Below are 19,098 nucleotides of genomic sequence, written 5' to 3'. Positions count from 1 at the left end.
CGGAGCTTCGGATGGCAAGCCATCCTTGCCATTCTAATGACAATATTAAATAGAAACGAAGGATGTCCTCCGAAGCTTTGGTGAAGCGTAGGAGGGCAAATATCTTTGATGTATTATACTTATATCCTTCAAAGCCAGAAAGATAAAACATATTACGCTGGTTCAACAGAAGACCTTAAACAAAGAATTAAAGAACATAACAATGGACGAGTTATTTATACTTCATCAAGAAAACCATATAAATTAGTTTTTTATTGTGCTTTTCCAGAGAAAGAGAAGGCCTATCAATTCGAAAAATATTTAAAAACCGGTTCGGGCAATGCTTTCTTTAAAAAACGATTAGTTTAATTAATAAGTATTAATAATAATTTAATTTAATTTTTCCGAAATTGACTTTATGTCATATAAAGAAAGATAAAAATTATGCCAGAAAAACTTAAAGGCGACATGTCATTACAAAAGCGCAGGGAGGCCAAAGAGTCTGGATTAAAAGTACTCGCCTTTGAAGGCAGAGAGATTTTCAAGCAGACCATGAAACAGGTTGAAATTATTAGAATACAAATGGACAATGCACAAACAGCGCTTAAAACTGATATGGATTCAGTAGCATTACGAGATGTTTATAAAATGGCATCAGAAGGCGGAGTACAAGATAAATCTTACGATACAGATAGAGAGGGAAGAATTTCAAAATATAGTGGTGAGGCTCAAGTTGAAATAAATGGTAGAAAATACAAAGCAGTGGGTCATGGACCAGAAGGAACTGCTGAATATGTGGACAGGGATGGTTACATAGAATTTATACCTCAAGAAATACCATCTACTACTAGAAAAAGTGAGTCGTTATCTCCAGAACAAGAATCATTATTTAGAATGTCAACACAACAACTTAACTCTTTAAATCGAAGAGTAGACTTGGCTGAAAAGACTTTGAGTCAAGGATTTAACCAGTTTACTTCTGATGAACTTGAAATGCTTGCTCTTGAATGTGGTATAGAAAATAAGAGTTATAATACGATCAGATGGGGTGTTGTTTCATCATACAGTGGCGAGGCAGAGGTTGTCATTAAAGGACAAAGATATAAGGCAATTGGTCACGAACCAGAAGGGACTGTTGAATATGTGGACAGGGATGGTTACATAGAATGGCAAAAAATTTAAGATCGCGATAAATAACTTATTAAATCTTTTTATTCGTTTAAGCATTTAGTTTCGGCTTTGTCATTCATAATAATATATTAATGTTTATAAAAAAACCATTTTTTAGAAAATTTGATAGAGGACGTTTTGGAAGAGGATTTGTAAAACAGAACAATGACAAGGCGAATGAACAAATTCGCGTTCCGCAAGTAAGGGTCGTTGATGAAACCGGAATTAATCTTGGGATTTTAAATACACAGGATGCAATTAAAATCGCTAAAGACAAAGGATTAGATTTAGTTGAAATTTCATCTAAAACCGAACCGCCAATCTGTAAAATCATAGATTACGGAAAATATAAATACACACAGGAAAAGAAAGAAAGGAAACAGCAAGCCCACCAGAAAAGAACTGAAATAAAAGGAATCAGAATTGGGTTGACCACGTCTCCCCATGATTTGGAAATCAGGACGCGTCAGATAGAGAAATTTTTTAAAGAAGGCCATAAAATAAGAATTGAAATGAAATTAAGAGGCAGGGAAAAAGCGCACGGAGATTTAGCGAGAGAGAAATTAGAATTATTTCTAAGTATGATTGCCGGGGTAGTTAAAAAAGAAGAAGAAATAAAAAGATCTCCTCACGGTATGAGTGTAACTATATGTCAGGAAAAACAAGAAAATCAGTAGTCAAAAGATTTAAAATAACAAAGAATAAAAAACTGATGCATCGTTTGCCGCATCAGAATCATTTGAATGCAAAGCAAAGCGGCAATAAAAAAAGGGCAAAACGGCATTCAAAACGAGTTGAATCAAAAACCAAGATGGTGAGGAATATTATTGAATTTATGAATAGGTAAAAAAATATGCCAAGAGTTAAACGTGGCGTTCAAAAACGCGCCAGGAAGAAAAAAATCATAAAATTAGCCAAAGGATTCAAATGGGGTCGAAAGGCAAAATACAGACTAGCCAAAGATGCTTTGCGTCATGCTTGGACTTATGCTTATCGCGACCGAAGAAACAAAAAAAGAAGTTTTAGGAATCTTTGGAATATAAAAATCAATGCCATTTGCAGAGAAAACGAAATTTCTTACAGCCGTTTTATCAATGCGATTAAGAAAAATAAAATAGAAATTGATAGAAAAATTCTATCGCAGTTGGCCGAGAATCACCCCGAGACATTTAAAAAGATACTTGAGGAAATCAAAAAGTAATTAGGATATACAGCAGGAGGCCAGTTTGACTGGTCTCTTTTAAATTAAGCTAAATTAAGTTAAAATAAAGGTAATGACAATTCGAAAGCAGATTAAGGAAATAATAAAGAAAGCAGTTTCCTCCTACGCTGAAGCTACGGAGGACAAGAATTTTACTGTAGAGATTCCGGAAAATAAGGAATACGGCGATTATGCCACAAATGTGGCTTTAATTTTAGCAAAAAAAGAAAAGCGAGGTCCAATGGAAGTTGCAAATGAAATCAGGTCAAAAATAGACGATGGAATTTTCGAAAAAATCGATATTGTAAATGGTTTTATAAATTTTTATTTCAAGCCAGAATTTTTGCAAAACCAGATTAAAGAAATTATCAAAGAGAATAAAAATTACGGGAAAACCGATATTGGTAAAGGCAAAAAAGTACAAGTGGAATTTATTTCCTCTAATCCCACTGGCCCCCTGACAGTTGCCAATGGCAGAGGCGGTCCAATGGGAGATGTTTTGGCAAATATTTTAAATTTTGTTGGATATAAAATAAAAAAAGAGTTTTATGTAAATAATGCCGGGAACCAAATAGCTGTTTTAGGGCATTCAATATTAAAAGATGACCAGGCGCAGTATAAAGGAGAGTATATTGATTTATTGGCCGACAGAATTAAGGAAAAAGACGCATATGAAGTAGGTCAGAAGGCAGCGGAAATTATTATTGATGAAATGATAAAAAAGACGATTGATAAATTCGGGATTAAATATGACGAATGGTTTTGGGAATCTAATTTGCATAAAAAGGACTTGTCAGAGAAAATAATCAAATTATTAAAAGACAAAAATTTATTATACGAACAGGATGGCGCGACTTGGTTTAAAAGCAGCAGTTTAGGAGATAATCGGGATAGGGTTCTGATTAAAAAAGACGGCTTAAAAACATATTTAGCCAGCGATATTGCTTATCATTATAATAAATTTAAGGAGAGAAAATTCGATAAAGTAATAAATATCTGGGGCGCTGACCATCACGGCGATGTGCCTGGCTTAATGGCTGGGGTTGAGGCAATCGGATATAAGGGGCAATTGGAAATAATTTTACAGCAATTTATTACAGTAATAGAAAAAGGAAAAAAAATAAAAATGTCCAAACGCCTGGGAACTTTTATTCCTATGGATGATTTACTTGATGCAGTTGGTTCTGATGTGGTCAGATTTTTCTTTTTGATGCATTCAAATGATAAACAGATGGATTTTGATTTGGATTTAGCAAAAGAGAAATCGGACAAAAATCCTGTCTATTATGTCCAATACGCATATGCCCGCATTAACAGCATTTTAAGAAAAACCAGCGGGCATAATTTGAATGTAAAATTAGAATTACTAAATCATTCTGCTGAAATAGAACTGATTAAAAACTTAATCGCGTTTCCGGAAATTATTGAAGAAATAGCAAAAGATTATCAAGTTCATCGTTTGCCGGCATACGCAATGAAAGTTGCATCATTGTTTCATAGATTTTATACTGAATGCCATGTTTTGGGAGAGAAAAAAGATTTGGAAAAAGCGCGTCTGGCATTAATTATGGCTACAAAAATCGTCTTGGAAAATATTTTGAATTTAATGGGCATCAGTAAGCCCGAAAAAATGTGAATATACCTGAAATAGAAAAGAAAATATTGGAATTTTGGAAAGAAAATAAGATTTTTGAAAAATCCCTCGCAAAAAAATCGCCGAAGGGGGATTTTGTATTTTATGATGGGCCACCATTTGCCACTGGCACCCCGCACTATGGTCATATTGTCGCATCTTTAATGAAAGATATGGTTCCGCGATACTGGACAATGCGTGGTTACAAAGTAGAAAGAAAATGGGGTTGGGATACCCATGGTCTGCCGATTGAGAACATAGTTGAAGAAGAATTGGAATTAAAACACAAAAAAGATATTGAGGCGATTGGAGTCGATAGATTCAATGAAATAGCGCGAAGCAAGGTTTTAAAATATGTGGGCGAATGGAAAAAGGTAATTGAGAGATTGGGCAGATGGGCGGATATGGAAAATGCTTATCATACTATGGATCCAAGCTTTATGGAGAGCGTATGGTGGGTTTTTAAACAATTATGGGATAAAAAATTGATTTATGAGGGATATAAATCAATGCATATTTGCCCAAGATGCGAAACAACATTATCCCAGCATGAAGTAAGCGATAATTATCAGGACATTGAAGATATTTCAATTATTGCCAAGTTTGAATTAGTAGATGAACCAGGAACTTATATTTTGGCCTGGACAACCACGCCCTGGACTCTACCGGGCAATGTTGCTTTAGCAATTGGCAAGCATATCAATTATGTCGAAGTTAAATCAGATGATGGGAAATACATTTTAGCCGAACAAAATCTCGATGCAATTTTTGGCAATAAAAAACATGAGATAATCGGGAAAACAAAAGCCAAAGATTTGGAGGGTAAAAAATACAAACCATTATTTAATTATTATTTATCCACCCGCAACGCTTCGCTTGCAATGGCGGGTAGGGAAAATCTTTATACGATTCAATTAGCTGATTTTGTGACTATTGAAGATGGCACAGGCGTTGTGCATATCGCGCCTGCATTCGGCGAGGATGATATGAATTTGGGTAAGGAGAAAAATCTGCCGTTTATCCAGCATGTCAAAATAGACGGACAGATTACTGATGAAGCAAAAGATTTTGTTGGTTTGGAAGTTAAGCCGAAATCTAATCCGCAATCAACAGATAAAAAAATAATTGAGTTTTTAGAGAAGAAAAATCTGGTTTTTAAAACAGAGAAATTTATTCATTCCTATCCTTTTTGTTATCGTTGCGAATCCCCGCTTTTAAATTACGCAACTTCTTCTTTATTTGTTAATATTATCGAGCTGAAAGATAAAATGCTGAAATATGCCAAGAAAATAAATTGGGTGCCAGAGCACATTAAAGAGGGGAGATTTGGCAAATGGTTGGAAGGCGCGCGCGATTGGTCAATTTCGCGCCAGCGGTTCTGGGGCTCGGTAATTCCAATTTGGGTTTGTGATAAATGCAAAGAGAAAAAAGTAATCGGTTCAATAAAAGAATTGGAAGAATTAAGCGAAGAAAAAATTACGGATTTGCATAAACACTTTATGGATAAAATTACGTTTCCTTGTGAAAAATGCGCCCATTCGACAGGCTCAGGGCAGGGCGGAATGATGCGAAGGATTCCTGATGTTTTAGATTGTTGGTTTGAATCGGGTTCAATGCCTTATGGACAAATGCATTATCCCTTTGAAAACAAAGAGAAATTCGAGGAAAACTTTCCAGCGCAATTTATTGCCGAGGGCGTGGATCAGACGAGGGCATGGTTTTATTATTTGCACGTTTTAGCGTCTGCGATTAAAGGCAAAGAAGCATTTAAAAATGTGATTGTGAATGGCATGGTTTTGGCTGAAGACGGCAAAAAAATGTCCAAGCATCTGAATAATTATCCTGACCCAATGAATGTTTTTGAAAAACATGGCGCTGATGCAGTGCGTTATTATTTAGCCACTTCTTCGGTAATGAAAGCTGATGATTTGTGTTTTTCGGAAAAGGGAGTTGATGAGGTGGTAAAAAAGATTTTACTGATTTTATTGAATGTTTTGTCGTTTTATAAAATGTTTGAAAGCGAAGCAGAAGCCAGCACAAAAAGCAAGAATGTTTTGGATAAATGGATTCTTTCAAAAATCGAATCTCTGAAAAAAGAAATTACTGAAGGATACAATAATTATGATTTAAATGAAGCCACTCGGCCGCTTGCCGGATTTATTGATGAATTGTCGACCTGGTATTTAAGGCGTTCGCGAGAGAGATTTAAATCTGATAATAAAAAAGAAGCTGTTCAGACCCTGAAATATGTTTTATTGGAATTATCCAAAATAATGGCGCCGGTAATGCCGTTTACAGCAGAGCACATATATAAGGAAATTGGCGGGGACAAAGAGTCGGTTCATCTTGAAGATTGGCCAAAGGTAGATAAAAAATTGATTGACGAAAAGCTTGAAGAAAAAATGGAACAGATTAGAGAAATCTGTAGTATGGCCCTGCAAATACGAGCATCAAAAGGGATAAAAGTACGACAACCACTTTCGGAATTAATTATTCCTGATTTTAAACTAGAAAGTGAACTCTCGAAATTAATTGAAGAAGAAATAAACGTTAAAAAAATTGTTGTAGATTCTAATCGAAATAAAGATATCATAAATATAGGGTTGAGAGCTGAAATTACTCCAGAATTAAAAGAAGAAGGAATGGTTAGGGATTTTGTAAGAAGTGTTCAGGTTTTAAGGAAAAAAGCCAATTTAACGCCGAAAGATAAGATAAGAGTTTATTACGGCTTGTCCTCCGTAGCTTCAGCGAAGGAGGGAAAAGAAATTATAGAAAAATACGCAGAGCAAATCAAAAAGCAAGTCATTGCCGAAGAAATTATATTTTCCGCCAAAAGGGTGTTAACTATTGACAAAGTTTAGTCATTTTGCTATACTATAACCAGTACCCTAAAATACAAGAAAACAAGAATTTTTTATTTATATATTCCGCAGGTGGGGAAAACCCCTTAAATTACAAAGCCAAACGGAAAAAGGAGAAAGACGATGACGACACAATCGATCACGTCGGGTCAACAGAAACAGGTTAAGCGGTTCGCGGAAGATGCTGTGGATCGCGCAATTGCCGAGGGTCTCCTCGACAAGGACGGTATTCAGAAACTCATCGAGAACGGCGACGAATTCCAAGCCGACATTACCGTTTCCATCAAGAAGCACTCGCTGAGCAACCAGTTCGCCGACGAGGAAGTAAAGTCCAGCTACGGATACCTGTCGGGCTACAAGCCGAAAGGAATCACGGAGCAGACCAACATCCTGCGGCAACTCTTCCCAGGCGCCGGATTCGCCGATGAGAAGTTGGCACAGCAGCCGCTTCCGCCGAATGCCGAAGGATGGTTCGCCATCCCGCGTTGGCAGTCGGTCGCCAAGACCTACAACGAAGCAGTACAGAAGGTGCTCGATCTGATCAAGAAGCAGCGCGACGGCAACTTCTACAACCACCGCGAAGGCAGGATCGGAGAGCAGTATCTCCGGCAGCATGAGCGCACGGCCAAGAAGCTCCAGATGTTAGGTAACCAACAAACGGGCTTCGACATTCTGGTCGTTGCCTCGCAGTTCGGTCTTCGTCACCGGGGTCGCTCCGTTCGTCGGGCCCGTGAGGTCTTTACAGGCAATGAGTTCGGACTCGGCGCATTCAAAATCGGGTGCATGATTCTCACGCATCCCGAACGTCTCCAGCACTACGACGATCCTTGGATCGACTGCGCTGGTGACGAATACGCGCCTGCTGCTGATGGCGATTTCAGCCGCGCGCCGTGTTTCAGCTTTAGCGGTGGCGAGGTCAGGTTCGGCACGGATTGGGTGGGCAGCGCTAGTGCCCACTATGGTTCGGCGTCTGGTTTTCTCCAGCAGTAACTCTGGAATTCTTGAATTCTTGGCGGGATGTCTCAATGGAGGCATCCCGCATTTTAATTTATAAAAATAAATATTGTTTTAAAAATAAGAATTTGATAAACTATAAATAGCCAGAATCTTGGTGGTCACGACTTCCAAGAGTGTGCTATAATGAGATACTGCTTGTTTTTGTCTGGCGTGGGTCTCTAATATTATTAGGGTGCCGTCGAATAAAATGCAGGATTGAGAGAATTTTGGTATATAAAGCCAATCTCGATTTCCAGTGAAACAGACGGACAAAAACAATAAACCTGATGCTGATGGCGATTTCAGCCGCGCGCCGTATTTCAACTTTAACGATGGCAAGGTCAAGTTCAACACGAATTGGGTGAGCAACACTAATGCCAACTATGGTTCGGCGTCTGGTTTTCTCCAGAAGTCTCTCCGCGCGAAAAAGAGCATCATTATTAGATGCTCTTTCGTTTAGTTTATTTTATTGATTTAATCCAACCGCCTAGCATTTTTCCGATTTCTTGCAGTTTTTTCTCTAAAGCAATATATTTTTTAATATCTAATGACTTAACCTCTTTCGCTAATCGAATAAGTGTTTTTTAAATAAAAATTCTGTTATCAATTTTATTCAATAATGGCAATTTTTTGTCCTTATGTGAGTAAGCACTTTTCAATGTAGTTATCAGTAATTCTATAATTAGATTTTCGATTTTTTCTCCTAATGTATATTTCTCAGATCTTGGAAATGACTTTAAGTATTCGTGGAATAATTTATAGAACTCAATAATTTTATGAACGATAGAAACTTCGTTTTCAACCCGTTGGGGGGGGGGGCATTAAAAGACATAATTTTGAAAAAATTAATAATTACGGCGATTTAATAACTTTGGAAAATTTGTTTTCGTCTTGGCGAGAATTCAAAAAAGGAAAATCAAAAAGAAAAGATGTTTTGGAATTTGAATTTAATTTGGAAGACAATATATTCCAATTATACCAAGAATTAAAGAATAAAACCTACAAACATTCCGGATACACTTCATTTCGTATTAATGATCCGAAACCACGTTATATCCACAAAGCCAAAGTCCGAGATAGAATTATTCATCATTTAATCTCAAAACATCTAAACAATATTTACGACAAAATATTTATTTATGACTCTTATTCCTGCCGAATCAATAAAGGAACACACAAAGCAGTTAATAGGTTAAGAACATTTTCATTAAAACAGAGCCAAAACAATAAATTTAATTTCTATTGTTTAAAGTGCGATATTAAGAAGTTTTTTGACAGCGTTGACCACGATGTCTTAATTAAAATTTTAAAGGAGAGAATAAAGGATAATGATATTTTACGGTTGATTAAAGAAATAATTTTTAGTTTTAATTCAGAAACAAATAAGGGCATTCCTCTCGGCAATCTTACAAGCCAGTATTTTGCCAATATTTATTTAAATAAGTTAGACCAATTTGTAAAACACAAATTAAAAATTAAACATTACCTCCGTTATACAGATGACTTCGTAATTTTAGACAAAAATAAGGATAAGCTACAGAAACTAATAAATCCAATAAACCAATTCTTAAATGATCAATTGAATTTATGCTTCTATCCTGATAAGATTATTATAAGGAAATATAGTCAGGGAATTGATTTTTTAGGATATGTAACTTTACCGTATTATAGAGTTTTACGCACCAAAACCAAGAAAAGAATGTTTGAAAGGATAAATAACAAAAACATTCAATCATATTTAGGAGTTTTGAGTCATTGTAGCGGGCACAAGTTAAAGATTAAATTATTAAAGAATTTTAAGCATGATAAAAACCGAGGCGATTATATTGAAATCAGTTGATTCCAATGAGGTTGACCGGCTTTTGACCATTTATAGCGAAAAATTGGGAAAGATTAATATTTTCGCCAAAGGCGTGAAAAGATTAGAAAGTAAATTAAGATACTCTATTGAAGTTATTACGTATGTGCAGATGATTCTTGTTGAAGGCAAGAATTTTTTAATTTTAAAAGACGCGGTTTTGATTGATCAATTTTTAAATATCAAAAAAGATTTGGAGAAAATAAAAATTGCCAAAAAACTGGCAGATTTAATCAATGAGGCGATTGTCGGAGAAGAAAGGGATGAAGATATCTGGAAATTGGTTTTGGGAACATTTAAGGATTTAAATTGCGCAGACTCTGCCTCCATTAAAACTTTGGCGGACAAGTTTGAAAAAAAGCTAATAAGTCTTTTAGGCTATAATCCTGAAGAGATGAAAGAAATAGAAAATTTGTACTAAAAATGATATAATATAAACATGAATAACGACTTTCAATATAAGCCGATAAATACTCAATATCAGCCGATTCAGACAAAACAACAGCAAGCGGAAAAAGGGGGCGGATTGATGAATTTATTTAACAGGAAAAACCTGCCAAAAACTTCGGCAATTTTGATTATTGTCGGGATTTTGATTATTACCGGAGCGATTATCTGGGGCAGAAGCTCTTTTAGCAAATCCGGAATTGATTTAAGCATAACAGCGCCCGATAATATTTCGTCCGGTGAAGAAACAATTTTGACAGTGGAATATAAAAACAATAATCGCGTTTCTTTGAATGATGTCCATTTAATAATAAATTATCCCAAAGGAAGTTTTTCCCTTGAAGGTAAAGAAGTTTTTCAGGATGATAGGAATTTAGGAACAATCGGCAGAAAAGCCGAAGGAAAAGAGAATTTTAAAATTAGATTTCTTGGCGAAAAAGGTGATATTAAAAACATTACTGCCAAATTAAATTACAGACCGCAAAATATTAATTCCCGATTTGAGAATTCGGTTTCCTTAAAAGCCGAAATTGACACGATTTTAATCGGAATTCATATTGAAGGTTCGGAAAAGGCGGTTGCAGGCCAGCAGGCGAATTATGCTATTGAATATGAAAACAGAACAGAGGAAATTGTTAATAATTTAAAAATAAAATTGGAATATCCGTATGATTTCCAATTCAAAAGCTCCGAACCAGCGCCGAAATCAGAAGACGAAGATGATATTTGGGAAATTGGCTCTTTGAGACCAGGAGAAAAGAAGACAATTAATTTGGTCGGCATTCTGAGTGGGCAGGAAATGGAAAATAAGGTTATAAAAGGATTTATCGGCAGGACAGAAGACGATAATTTTATCCAATACAGCCAATCGGAATTTATTACTCAGATATCTCTTGCGCCGATTGTGCTGGTTTCAAACATAGATGGAATAGAAGAAGATTGTAAGGTTAATCCTGGTCAGCAGTTAAAATACAGAATAAAATTTAAAAACAATACAGACGTTGCTTTAAAAGAATTGATTTTAAAAGTTTATTTAAAAGACGGTGTTTTTGATGTCAGGGAAATCAAATTGGATAATAAAGGATTTTTTGACAGCCGAGAAAATGTGATTACTTGGAGCGGAGCAGATATTCCGCAATTGAATTTACTTGAACCTAGCCAATCCGGAGAAGTGGGTTTTGAAATAGGGATTAAAGAAAGTTTACCAATTTCTAGCTTTAATGACAAAAATTTTAAGGCAAATGTAATTGCTGAAATTCAAACTCTGACTGTGCCGGCGAAATTCGCAGGAACAGAACTGAAATTTGAAAAAGAATTAAGCTGTAAGATTAACAGCCAGCTCGGCTTGCAATCAAAAGTTTATTATTACGAGCCGTCGCAAGGAATTTATAATACCGGTTCAATTCCTCCGAAAGTTAATGCAATGACAACTTATACTGTGCATTGGCAGATAACCAATACTTCTAATGATTTGGATAGTGTCAGAGTTAAGGCAGTTTTACCCCAGGGAATTAGCTGGACTAATTATCAGATTAACAAATTAAACAAAGGCCAGGTTTCTTATAATGAAAGGACAAAAGAAGTTATTTGGGACATTGGCAGGATTTCGGCTGGAGCAGGAATAACGATGCCGATGTATGAATTGATTTTTCAGATAGGTCTTACGCCATCCATAAATCAAGTTGGTCAAACGCCGATTTTAATTAACGAATCTTCAATCGAGGGAAAAGATTTGTTTACGGGTTTAACTTTAACCAAATCCACTTCCCCTATTGATGCTGCTCTGCCCGATGATTCAAGAGTAGGATATAATGAAGGTAGGGTAATAGAATAATATGCCCCGATACTGAATTTTCGACTGCCCCGACCGTGGTCGGGGCACAATCGGGGTGATAATTAATAAAAAACAATTAATCTAAATAATCTAATTTGATATTTCGATAAACTCAGTATAAATATGTCGAAAATCTAGTACGGGGTATGGAGAATTTAATGGAAAAAATTGTAAGTTTATGTAAAAGGCGAGGATTTATTTATCCTGGTTCTGAAATTTATGGTGGACTTCGAGGAACATGGGATTATGGTCCGTTCGGAAATGAGCTGAAATTTAATCTTAAACAGGAATGGTGGAAAACAATGGTGAAAGAGCGTGAAGACGTGGTTGGTGTTAGTGCTTCAATTTTAATGAACCCAAAAGTTTGGGAGGCATCCGGTCATACGCAGAATTTTGTTGACCCGCTGGTTGAGTGTAAAATTTGCCACCAAAGATTTGGAGTTGACGAGAAAGAGCAAATTAAGAATCACGAAGAACAGCATACGAAAAAGAAAGAAAAAACAAGCTGGACAGAACCGAAAAAATTCAATATTCTTGTAGAAACCAAACTCGGCGTAGTTGAAGGCGAAAAAGATATTACTTATTTGCGCGGGGAAATCACCCAGGGCGTCCATGTTAATTTTAAAAATATTTTAAATTCTTCAAGATTGAAAATCCCTTTTGGCGTTGCACAAATCGGCAAAGCATTCAGAAATGAAATTACTCCTGGAAATTTCACTTACCGCTCAATAGAATTTGAACAAATGGAGCTTCAATATTATGTTAGGCCTGATGAAAAAGAATCGATGAAACAGTATGATTTTTGGAAAAAAACGAGGATGGAATGGTATAAAAAACTGGGAATTAAGAAAGACAAATTAAGATTCAGGGAACACGCTAAAGATGAATTGGCGCATTATGCGCGTGCTGCCTGGGATATTGAATATGAAACGCCCTTTGGATGGAAAGAATGCGAAGGAATTCATCATCGCGGGGACTGGGATTTGTCCCGCCATCAGCAGTATTCTGGACAGGACATGTCTTATTTTGACGAAGAAACCAAAGAAAAATTTATTCCCTGGGTTATTGAAACATCAGGAGGAGTGGACAGGGCGACTCTATTCTTTCTAATCGATGCTTATTGTGAAGAAAAAGATTCCTCGACTAAGCTCGGAACAAGCCGCATTGTTTTAAAATTGCATCCTAAATTAGCGCCGTATAAAGCAGCAGTTTTCCCATTATTAAAAAACAAACCTGAATTAGTTAAAAAAGCATGGAAGATTTATCAAGAGTTGAAAAAAAGCTTCGAAATTGCCTGGGATGACCGGGGGAACATCGGCAAAAGATATTTTTCACAAGATGAAATCGGCACGCCGTTCTGCATAACAGTTGATTTTGATACTTTGGAAAAAGATACAGTAACAGTCAGAGACAGAGATAGTATGAAACAAAAAAGAGTGGAAATAAAAGAATTAAAAACCTATTTAGAAGAAAAAATAAATGTCTAGACCATATCAGAAATTTACATTTAAAAACGGACTAAGACTAGTCGCTGTTCCGATGAAAAACACCAAGGCAGTGACTGTTTTAGTTTTGGTCGGAACCGGTTCGAAATACGAAACCAAGGAAATCAACGGTATTTCCCATTTTTTAGAGCATATGTTTTTTAAAGGAACCAAGAAGAGGCCGAATACTTTGGTAATAGCCGAGATGCTTGATAAGGTAGGTGGACAATTCAATGCTTTTACAGACAAAGAAATGACAGGTTATTGGGCGAAAGTGGATATTAAACACATAGAATTGGCTCTTGATTGGGTTTCGGATATATTTTTAAATTCCAAACTCGACCCAAAAGAAATAGAACGCGAGAAAGGAGTAATTATTGAAGAATTGAATATGTATTTGGATAATCCCAGCAGGTACATCGGAGATTTATGGGATAAATTACTTTACAAAAACCAGCCAGCTGGCTGGCTGATTTCTGGAGAAAAGGAAACGATTAAAAAAATGGCCCGGAGAGATTTTACAAATTATTTAAAAAGCCACTATTCATCTCATAATACAGTAATCGCCGTAGCCGGAAACATTAATCATAATATAAAAGATAAAATTAAAGAGTATTTTAAAGCCATAAATATGGTTTCATCTCCGCAAAAGAAGAAGACTATTGAAAAACAAAATAAACCGGAAGTATTAGTTCATTATAAAAAGACCGACCAAACCCATTTATTTTTAGGAGTCAGAGGATATGATATGTTTCACCCTGATAAATATGTTTTAAGTGTATTGGGTGTAATTTTGGGAGGTAATATGAGTTCACGGCTGTGGATTAAAATTCGCGAGAGAGAAGGATTGGCTTATTATGTAAAAACGGGAACCGATAATACTACTGATACTGGTTGTTTGTATACCCGCGTTGGTGCTGATAATAATCGAGTGGATAGGACGATTAAGATAATTCTTGAAAATTATCAATTAATGAAGGACGAAAAAATTGGCAAAGAAGAATTAAAAAAAGCCAAAGATTTTATGAAAGGAAGAACAATTTTAGCAATGGAAGAATCTGATGAACAGGCCGGATTTTATGCCAACCAAGAGCTTATGGAAAATAAAATTTTGACTCTTGATGAGATATTTGCTAAAATAGAAGCAGTAACAGCGGACGATATTCAGAGAGTAGCAAGAGATATTTTTAAGCAGGAAAAATTAAATTTAGCATTAATTGGTCCCTTTAAGGACAAGGCCAAGTTTGAGCGCCTGTTAAAATTATGAGCGACTCAAGAACAATAAACATCTCTACCAATACCATTTTAAAGGTTATATTTATAATCTTGCTTTTGGTATTTGTTTACTTGATTAAAAATGTAATCATTATTTTCCTTTTTGCGTTGATTATTACATCAGCCATTGCTCCAATGGTAAGTTTTTTAGAGAAAATAAAAATACCCCGGGTAATCGGTACATTATTGGTTTATATTGTTGTAGTCGGTATGTTGGCTTTGATAGTTTATCTAATAATTCCAGGCATTGCCCGCGATATTAAGAGTTTTGCTTCGTCTTTGCCGCAATATATCGAAAAAATATCGGATAAATTCGATTCATTAAAAGATATCTCATCGAAATACCAGGGTATAGTTAACAGTGTCCAGAATTCTTTGTCTGAATTAGGGGATTATCTAAAAGGAAAGAGCGCTAATCTGCTTTCAACCGCATTCGGAATTTTTGGCGGAGTGTTTTCTTTTATAATGATTTTAATCATATCTTTTTATATCTCAGTATTAAAAAAAGGCGTCCAGAGAACTCTGACCGCCGTTATCCCGATTCATTATCGCGACCGCATATTAGATTTATGGGAAAGAGCTCAGCAGAAATTCGGCAAGTGGCTACAGGGACAGGTAATTTTAGGAGTGATTATCGGCATTTTAGTTTATATCGGGCTTTCCTTTTTAAATATTAAATTTGCGCTTTTATTGGCTGTTTTGGCCGGTGTTTTAGAAATTTTTCCCTATATCGGGCCGGTTCTGGCAGGCATTCCGGCAGTATTAATAGGTTTTTTGCAGGCGCCGATTATCGGTCTTTGGGTTCTTATCTTATACGTGGTTATTCAACAGCTTGAAAATTATGTAATTACCCCATTGGTTATTGGCAAGGTGGTTGGCTTAAATCCGATAGTTGTAATTATGGCTTTGCTTATTGGCGGGCAATTAGGTGGGATTCTTGGAATGATTCTGGCAGTTCCCTTGGCCGCGGTTTTTGCAGAATTTTTGAAGGATATGATTAAAGAAAGAAAACAACCAGAGCAAAAATAACCACAGCGATTTGCGTAGAAATGCCAAGGAAGGTAAGTTCACCTTCCTTTTTAGTTTTAAAATGAGCAAGGTCATGAAATTTGGCAAATATATCCAGAAAACTATTGCTTATAATTTCTGATAAGATTCCCACGAGATCCGGTAAAATAGAGACAAAAATACCAAGAAGGATAAATGGTAAATAACTAATATCAAACATATTTTTCTGCCAGAGAGCTAAAAATACAATTAGCAAGCCAATCAATCCATCAATGCCAATTTTGATTAAAGTGATTACAAGTTTTTTAAAATTTCTGGTTTCGCGAAAATCCTTTATACCCTTAATAGAATAATCCCAGTGCGGAATTTTGTCTATAATAAAATGGCTCAAAAATCCCAAAATTATAATAAAACCAAGATTTTGTGTCTTGGCCCCGATTACAGCTCCTAAAATAATATGAGGCAGAAGAATCATGTTATAATATAATTATATGGCAAAATTATACATTATTGCAACTCCCATAGGAAATTTGAAGGATATAACCTTGCGCGCATTAGAGGCTTTAAAAGAGGTTAATTTAATTTTATGCGAAGATACAAGAGTGACGAGAAAATTATTGGAACATTACAATATTAAAACTGAAGTCGAAAGCTACCACCAGCACAGCAAAATCAATAAAGTGAATCATATTATTGATTTATTAAAACAAGGCAAAAATCTGGCTTTAGTTTCTGATTCCGGTACTCCGGGCATATCGGACCCGGGGAATAAATTAATTGAAGAAGTTAAGAATTTTGCAGAGATTGTCCCGATTTCCGGCCCAAGTGCCATTACTGCAATTGCCGGCATTTCTGGATTTCCTATGGATAAATTCGTTTTTCTTGGGTTTCCCCCGCATAAAAAGGGCAGGCAGAAATTTTTCAAAGAGCTTGCGGAATATAAATATCCCGTGATAATATACGAATCGCCGCACAGAATTATGAAAACCCTGAACGAATTAAGCCAAATCAATGATTTTGAAATAGTTGTTGGCAGGGAATTAACCAAAAAATTTGAAACGACCTATCGCGGAAAGATTTCAGAAATAATTAATCAAATTGAGCCAAGGGGAGAGTTTGTAATAGTATTATGGAAAAAATCTTAATTACAACGCCAATCTACTACGTAAATGATAAACCGCACATAGGTCATGCTTATACGACCTTGGCTGCGGATGTTTTGGCGCGGTTTTTTCGGGCGCAAAACAAAGATGTATTCTTTCTAACTGGCACAGACGAACATGGGGCAAAGGTTGCCGAAGTTGCTGAAAAACTTGGGAAAAAACCGCAACAGATTTGCGATGAAAACAGCGAGATATTTAAGAAGGTTTGGACAAATTTAGGCATAAAATACGATTATTTTATCCGCACAACCGAAAAACGTCACGAAGAAGCGGTTAAAAAATTCATCGAAAAATTAAAAGATAAAAAAAGTATCTATGAAAAAGAATATCAGGGATTGTATTGTACAGCTTGCGAGAAATTTTTAACCGAAAAAGATTTAATTGACGGACTTTGCCCTGACCACAAGAAAAAACCTGAATCGATTTCAGAAAAAAACTTTTTTTTCAAATTAACCGATTTTTTGGGAGAAATAGAAAAACTGATTAAAAAAGATAAATTGAAAATAGAACCAGAAAGGGCAAAAAATGAAGTTTTGGGATTATTGAAACAAGGATTAGAGGATTTTTCAATTTCTCGGCAAAAAGAAAGAGTGAAATGGGGCATAGATTTGCCGTTTGATGAAAACCAGATTGTTTATGTTTGGGTGGACGCGCTTTTAAATTATTATACCGGCGACGGCACAGACAAATTTAAAGAATATTGGAAAAATGGCAGGGTTATTCATTTATTGGCAAAAGATATTTTGAAATTTCACGCGATTTTTTGGCCAGCAATGCTTTTGGCAGCAGAAGAAAATTTGCCTGATACGGAATTTATCCACGGATTTTTTACTATCAATGGCCAAAAAATGAGCAAAACATTAGGCAATGTCATAGACCCGAACAATTTAGTTGAAAAATTTGGAACTGACGCTGCACGATATATTTTGCTTTCACAATTTCCGCTTACGCAGGATGGCGACGTTAAAGAAGAAAGATTTGTTGAAAAATATAATTCTGATTTAGCAAACGGATTGGGAAATCTAGTGGCGAGAATTCTAACCATGTCAGTAAAAAATGGAATCAACGAGGCAAAAGCCGACAAAGAGATTAAAGAAGCTATTGAAAAAACAAAAGAAGAATACGGGAAAAATATAGAAGAATTTAAGTTTTACGAGGCATTGGAAGGAATTTGGAAATTAATTGGATTTTGTGATAGATATATTGAACAAAACAAGCCATGGGAATTAGCTAAAACTGACAAGAAAAAATTAGAACAAGTTCTTTCTAATCTTTTATATGCTCTTTCCGAGATTGCTAATTTGATTGCGCCGTTTTTGCCGGAAACAAGCGAAAAAATTAAAGAACAAATTAAAGGAAGTTTGACTTCCAAAACCGGAAAATTGGATATTCTTTTTCCGCGAATATAATGCTAATTGATACGCACGCACATCTTAATTTTAAGGATTTTGAAGACGACCGAGAGGAAATCATCGGTCGTTGTTTGGCTAATGATATTTGGATAATTAATGTTGGCGCGGATTTGGAAACATCGCAAAAAGCAATAGAAATCGCGGAAAAACATAAAAAAGGGGTTTATGCAGCCATTGCTATCCATCCGCACAATGCTTGCCCGCCTGATTGTTTTGACATAGTCAAAACTTTTGGCGGGTTGGCGAGGCATCCTCGGGTTGTTGCTATTGGCGAGTGCGGCCTTGATTATGCTTTTTGCGAGAATGATGAAAAAATCCAGAAATTACAGCAAAAAGTTTTTATTCAGCATTTAGAATTGGCAAAAGAATTAGATAAACCAGTAATTATTCATTCCCGCAGATTATTTCCGGAAATTTTGGAAATAATCAAAAAACATCCTGGAGTAAAAGGCGTGTTACATTGTTATATGGGCCGGTGGTCTTTTGCAGAAGAGTATTTAAAACTGGGATTTTATATTAGTTTTACAGGATTGATTACTTATGCGCGGGATTATGATAAAGTGATTAAAAATACTTCGCTGGAGAAGATTTTAATTGAGACCGATTCGCCGTATTTAATCCCTGAACCTTTGCGTAAGAAAGATGAATTAGTCAGAAATACACCTGAAAATGTTGAATATGTAGCTCAAAAAATCGCTGAAATAAAAGGAATCAATTTTGAGCAAGTTGCAGAGCAAACAACAAAAAATGCCAAAGAGTTGTTTAATTTGATATAAT

The 19,098-nt window shown here is 35.8% G+C and carries 18 protein-coding genes; 17 read left to right on the top strand and 1 reads right to left on the bottom strand.

The annotated features are described in order from the left end of the window. Positions 1-108 precede the first annotated feature (108 nt). From KKI21_02950 to KKI21_02885, 14 genes are all read left to right on the top strand, one after another. On the top strand, positions 109-348 hold the full coding sequence (locus tag KKI21_02950; GenBank protein MBU4285157.1) for a GIY-YIG nuclease family protein: 240 nt from the start codon (positions 109-111) through the stop codon (positions 346-348). Positions 349-423: 75 nt separating this feature from the next. Then, positions 424-1,161 (top strand): hypothetical protein, encoded by a 738-nt coding sequence (locus tag KKI21_02945; GenBank protein MBU4285156.1) that lies wholly within the window; start codon positions 424-426, stop codon positions 1,159-1,161. Between the two features lie 80 nt (positions 1,162-1,241). After that, entirely contained in the window at positions 1,242-1,826 is a 585-nt protein-coding gene (gene infC / locus KKI21_02940; protein MBU4285155.1) for a translation initiation factor IF-3, read from the top strand. Beyond that, positions 1,799-1,996, top strand: coding sequence for a 50S ribosomal protein L35 (locus tag KKI21_02935; GenBank protein ID MBU4285154.1), 198 nt, complete (start codon positions 1,799-1,801; stop codon positions 1,994-1,996). Before infC ends, KKI21_02935 begins: the two co-directional genes overlap by 28 nt. A 6-nt stretch (positions 1,997-2,002) precedes the next feature. Further along, positions 2,003-2,350, top strand: coding sequence for a 50S ribosomal protein L20 (gene rplT, locus KKI21_02930; GenBank protein ID MBU4285153.1), 348 nt, complete (start codon positions 2,003-2,005; stop codon positions 2,348-2,350). Positions 2,351-2,423: 73 nt separating this feature from the next. Then, on the top strand, positions 2,424-3,986 hold the full coding sequence (locus tag KKI21_02925) for an arginine--tRNA ligase (protein MBU4285152.1): 1,563 nt from the start codon (positions 2,424-2,426) through the stop codon (positions 3,984-3,986). Continuing rightward, positions 3,983-6,844: an isoleucine--tRNA ligase gene (gene ileS, locus KKI21_02920; GenBank protein MBU4285151.1), complete on the top strand. Its 2,862-nt coding sequence runs from the start codon at positions 3,983-3,985 to the stop codon at positions 6,842-6,844. Before KKI21_02925 ends, ileS begins: the two co-directional genes overlap by 4 nt. Before the next feature lie 123 nt (positions 6,845-6,967). Next, positions 6,968-7,834, top strand: a complete 867-nt coding sequence (locus KKI21_02915; protein ID MBU4285150.1) for a hypothetical protein — start codon at positions 6,968-6,970, stop codon at positions 7,832-7,834. An 877-nt stretch (positions 7,835-8,711) separates the two neighbouring features. Then, positions 8,712-9,680, top strand: coding sequence for a reverse transcriptase/maturase family protein (locus KKI21_02910; protein ID MBU4285149.1), 969 nt, complete (start codon positions 8,712-8,714; stop codon positions 9,678-9,680). Continuing rightward, a complete protein-coding gene (recO, locus tag KKI21_02905) occupies positions 9,643-10,119 on the top strand; it encodes a DNA repair protein RecO (GenBank protein MBU4285148.1) in 477 nt (158 codons plus the stop codon). Before KKI21_02910 ends, recO begins: the two co-directional genes overlap by 38 nt. An 18-nt stretch (positions 10,120-10,137) precedes the next feature. Beyond that, complete coding sequence (locus KKI21_02900) at positions 10,138-11,979, top strand: hypothetical protein (GenBank protein MBU4285147.1); 1,842 nt, start codon at positions 10,138-10,140, stop codon at positions 11,977-11,979. 158 nt (positions 11,980-12,137) lie between these two features. Further along, positions 12,138-13,466, top strand: coding sequence for a glycine--tRNA ligase (locus KKI21_02895; GenBank protein MBU4285146.1), 1,329 nt, complete (start codon positions 12,138-12,140; stop codon positions 13,464-13,466). Further along, entirely contained in the window at positions 13,459-14,730 is a 1,272-nt protein-coding gene (locus KKI21_02890; GenBank protein MBU4285145.1) for an insulinase family protein, read from the top strand. The genes KKI21_02895 and KKI21_02890 overlap by 8 nt, the downstream gene beginning before the upstream one ends. Then, positions 14,727-15,767: an AI-2E family transporter gene (locus KKI21_02885; GenBank protein ID MBU4285144.1), complete on the top strand. Its 1,041-nt coding sequence runs from the start codon at positions 14,727-14,729 to the stop codon at positions 15,765-15,767. Before KKI21_02890 ends, KKI21_02885 begins: the two co-directional genes overlap by 4 nt. On the opposite strand, the gene KKI21_02880 is transcribed toward KKI21_02885, so the two are convergent. After that, a complete protein-coding gene (locus KKI21_02880; protein MBU4285143.1) occupies positions 15,736-16,221 on the bottom strand; it encodes a hypothetical protein in 486 nt (161 codons plus the stop codon). The two genes, KKI21_02885 and KKI21_02880, sit on opposite strands and share 32 nt — an antisense overlap. Before the next feature lie 16 nt (positions 16,222-16,237). Here KKI21_02880 and rsmI point away from each other — a divergent pair, with 16 nt between their 5' ends. From rsmI to KKI21_02865, 3 genes are read left to right on the top strand one after another with little or no spacing between them, the layout of a single operon-like run. Further along, positions 16,238-16,891 (top strand): 16S rRNA (cytidine(1402)-2'-O)-methyltransferase, encoded by a 654-nt coding sequence (rsmI, locus tag KKI21_02875; protein MBU4285142.1) that lies wholly within the window; start codon positions 16,238-16,240, stop codon positions 16,889-16,891. Next, a complete protein-coding gene (locus KKI21_02870; protein ID MBU4285141.1) occupies positions 16,876-18,318 on the top strand; it encodes a class I tRNA ligase family protein in 1,443 nt (480 codons plus the stop codon). The genes rsmI and KKI21_02870 overlap by 16 nt, the downstream gene beginning before the upstream one ends. Further along, positions 18,318-19,097 carry a TatD family hydrolase gene (locus tag KKI21_02865; protein MBU4285140.1) on the top strand — a complete coding sequence of 260 codons (780 nt, stop codon included), beginning with the start codon at positions 18,318-18,320 and terminating at the stop codon, positions 19,095-19,097. Before KKI21_02870 ends, KKI21_02865 begins: the two co-directional genes overlap by 1 nt. Position 19,098: the final 1 nt, after the last annotated feature.

Source organism: Patescibacteria group bacterium (assembly GCA_018897295.1).
Lineage (GTDB): Bacteria > Patescibacteriota > Minisyncoccia > RBG-13-40-8-A > RBG-13-40-8-A > JAHILA01.
This window is presented reverse-complemented; position numbering and strand designations above follow the sequence as displayed.

What these genes read in the sequence shown, in the direction of transcription:
- KKI21_02895 (MBU4285146.1), top strand. Translation starts at nt 12,138, where the DNA reads ATGGAAAAAATTGTAAGTTTATGTAAAAGGCGAGGATTTATTTATCCT.
- KKI21_02870 (MBU4285141.1), top strand. Translation starts at nt 16,876, where the DNA reads ATGGAAAAAATCTTAATTACAACGCCAATCTACTACGTAAATGATAAA.
- infC (MBU4285155.1), top strand. Translation starts at nt 1,242, where the DNA reads ATGTTTATAAAAAAACCATTTTTTAGAAAATTTGATAGAGGACGTTTT.
- KKI21_02925 (MBU4285152.1), top strand. Translation starts at nt 2,424, where the DNA reads ATGACAATTCGAAAGCAGATTAAGGAAATAATAAAGAAAGCAGTTTCC.
- KKI21_02950 (MBU4285157.1), top strand. Translation starts at nt 109, where the DNA reads ATGTATTATACTTATATCCTTCAAAGCCAGAAAGATAAAACATATTAC.
- KKI21_02945 (MBU4285156.1), top strand. Translation starts at nt 424, where the DNA reads ATGCCAGAAAAACTTAAAGGCGACATGTCATTACAAAAGCGCAGGGAG.
- KKI21_02885 (MBU4285144.1), top strand. Translation starts at nt 14,727, where the DNA reads ATGAGCGACTCAAGAACAATAAACATCTCTACCAATACCATTTTAAAG.
- recO (MBU4285148.1), top strand. Translation starts at nt 9,643, where the DNA reads ATGATAAAAACCGAGGCGATTATATTGAAATCAGTTGATTCCAATGAG.
- KKI21_02890 (MBU4285145.1), top strand. Translation starts at nt 13,459, where the DNA reads ATGTCTAGACCATATCAGAAATTTACATTTAAAAACGGACTAAGACTA.
- rsmI (MBU4285142.1), top strand. Translation starts at nt 16,238, where the DNA reads ATGGCAAAATTATACATTATTGCAACTCCCATAGGAAATTTGAAGGAT.
- KKI21_02915 (MBU4285150.1), top strand. Translation starts at nt 6,968, where the DNA reads ATGACGACACAATCGATCACGTCGGGTCAACAGAAACAGGTTAAGCGG.
- KKI21_02900 (MBU4285147.1), top strand. Translation starts at nt 10,138, where the DNA reads ATGAATAACGACTTTCAATATAAGCCGATAAATACTCAATATCAGCCG.
- KKI21_02935 (MBU4285154.1), top strand. Translation starts at nt 1,799, where the DNA reads ATGTCAGGAAAAACAAGAAAATCAGTAGTCAAAAGATTTAAAATAACA.
- KKI21_02880 (MBU4285143.1), bottom strand. Translation starts at nt 16,221, where the DNA reads ATGATTCTTCTGCCTCATATTATTTTAGGAGCTGTAATCGGGGCCAAG.
- rplT (MBU4285153.1), top strand. Translation starts at nt 2,003, where the DNA reads ATGCCAAGAGTTAAACGTGGCGTTCAAAAACGCGCCAGGAAGAAAAAA.
- KKI21_02865 (MBU4285140.1), top strand. Translation starts at nt 18,318, where the DNA reads ATGCTAATTGATACGCACGCACATCTTAATTTTAAGGATTTTGAAGAC.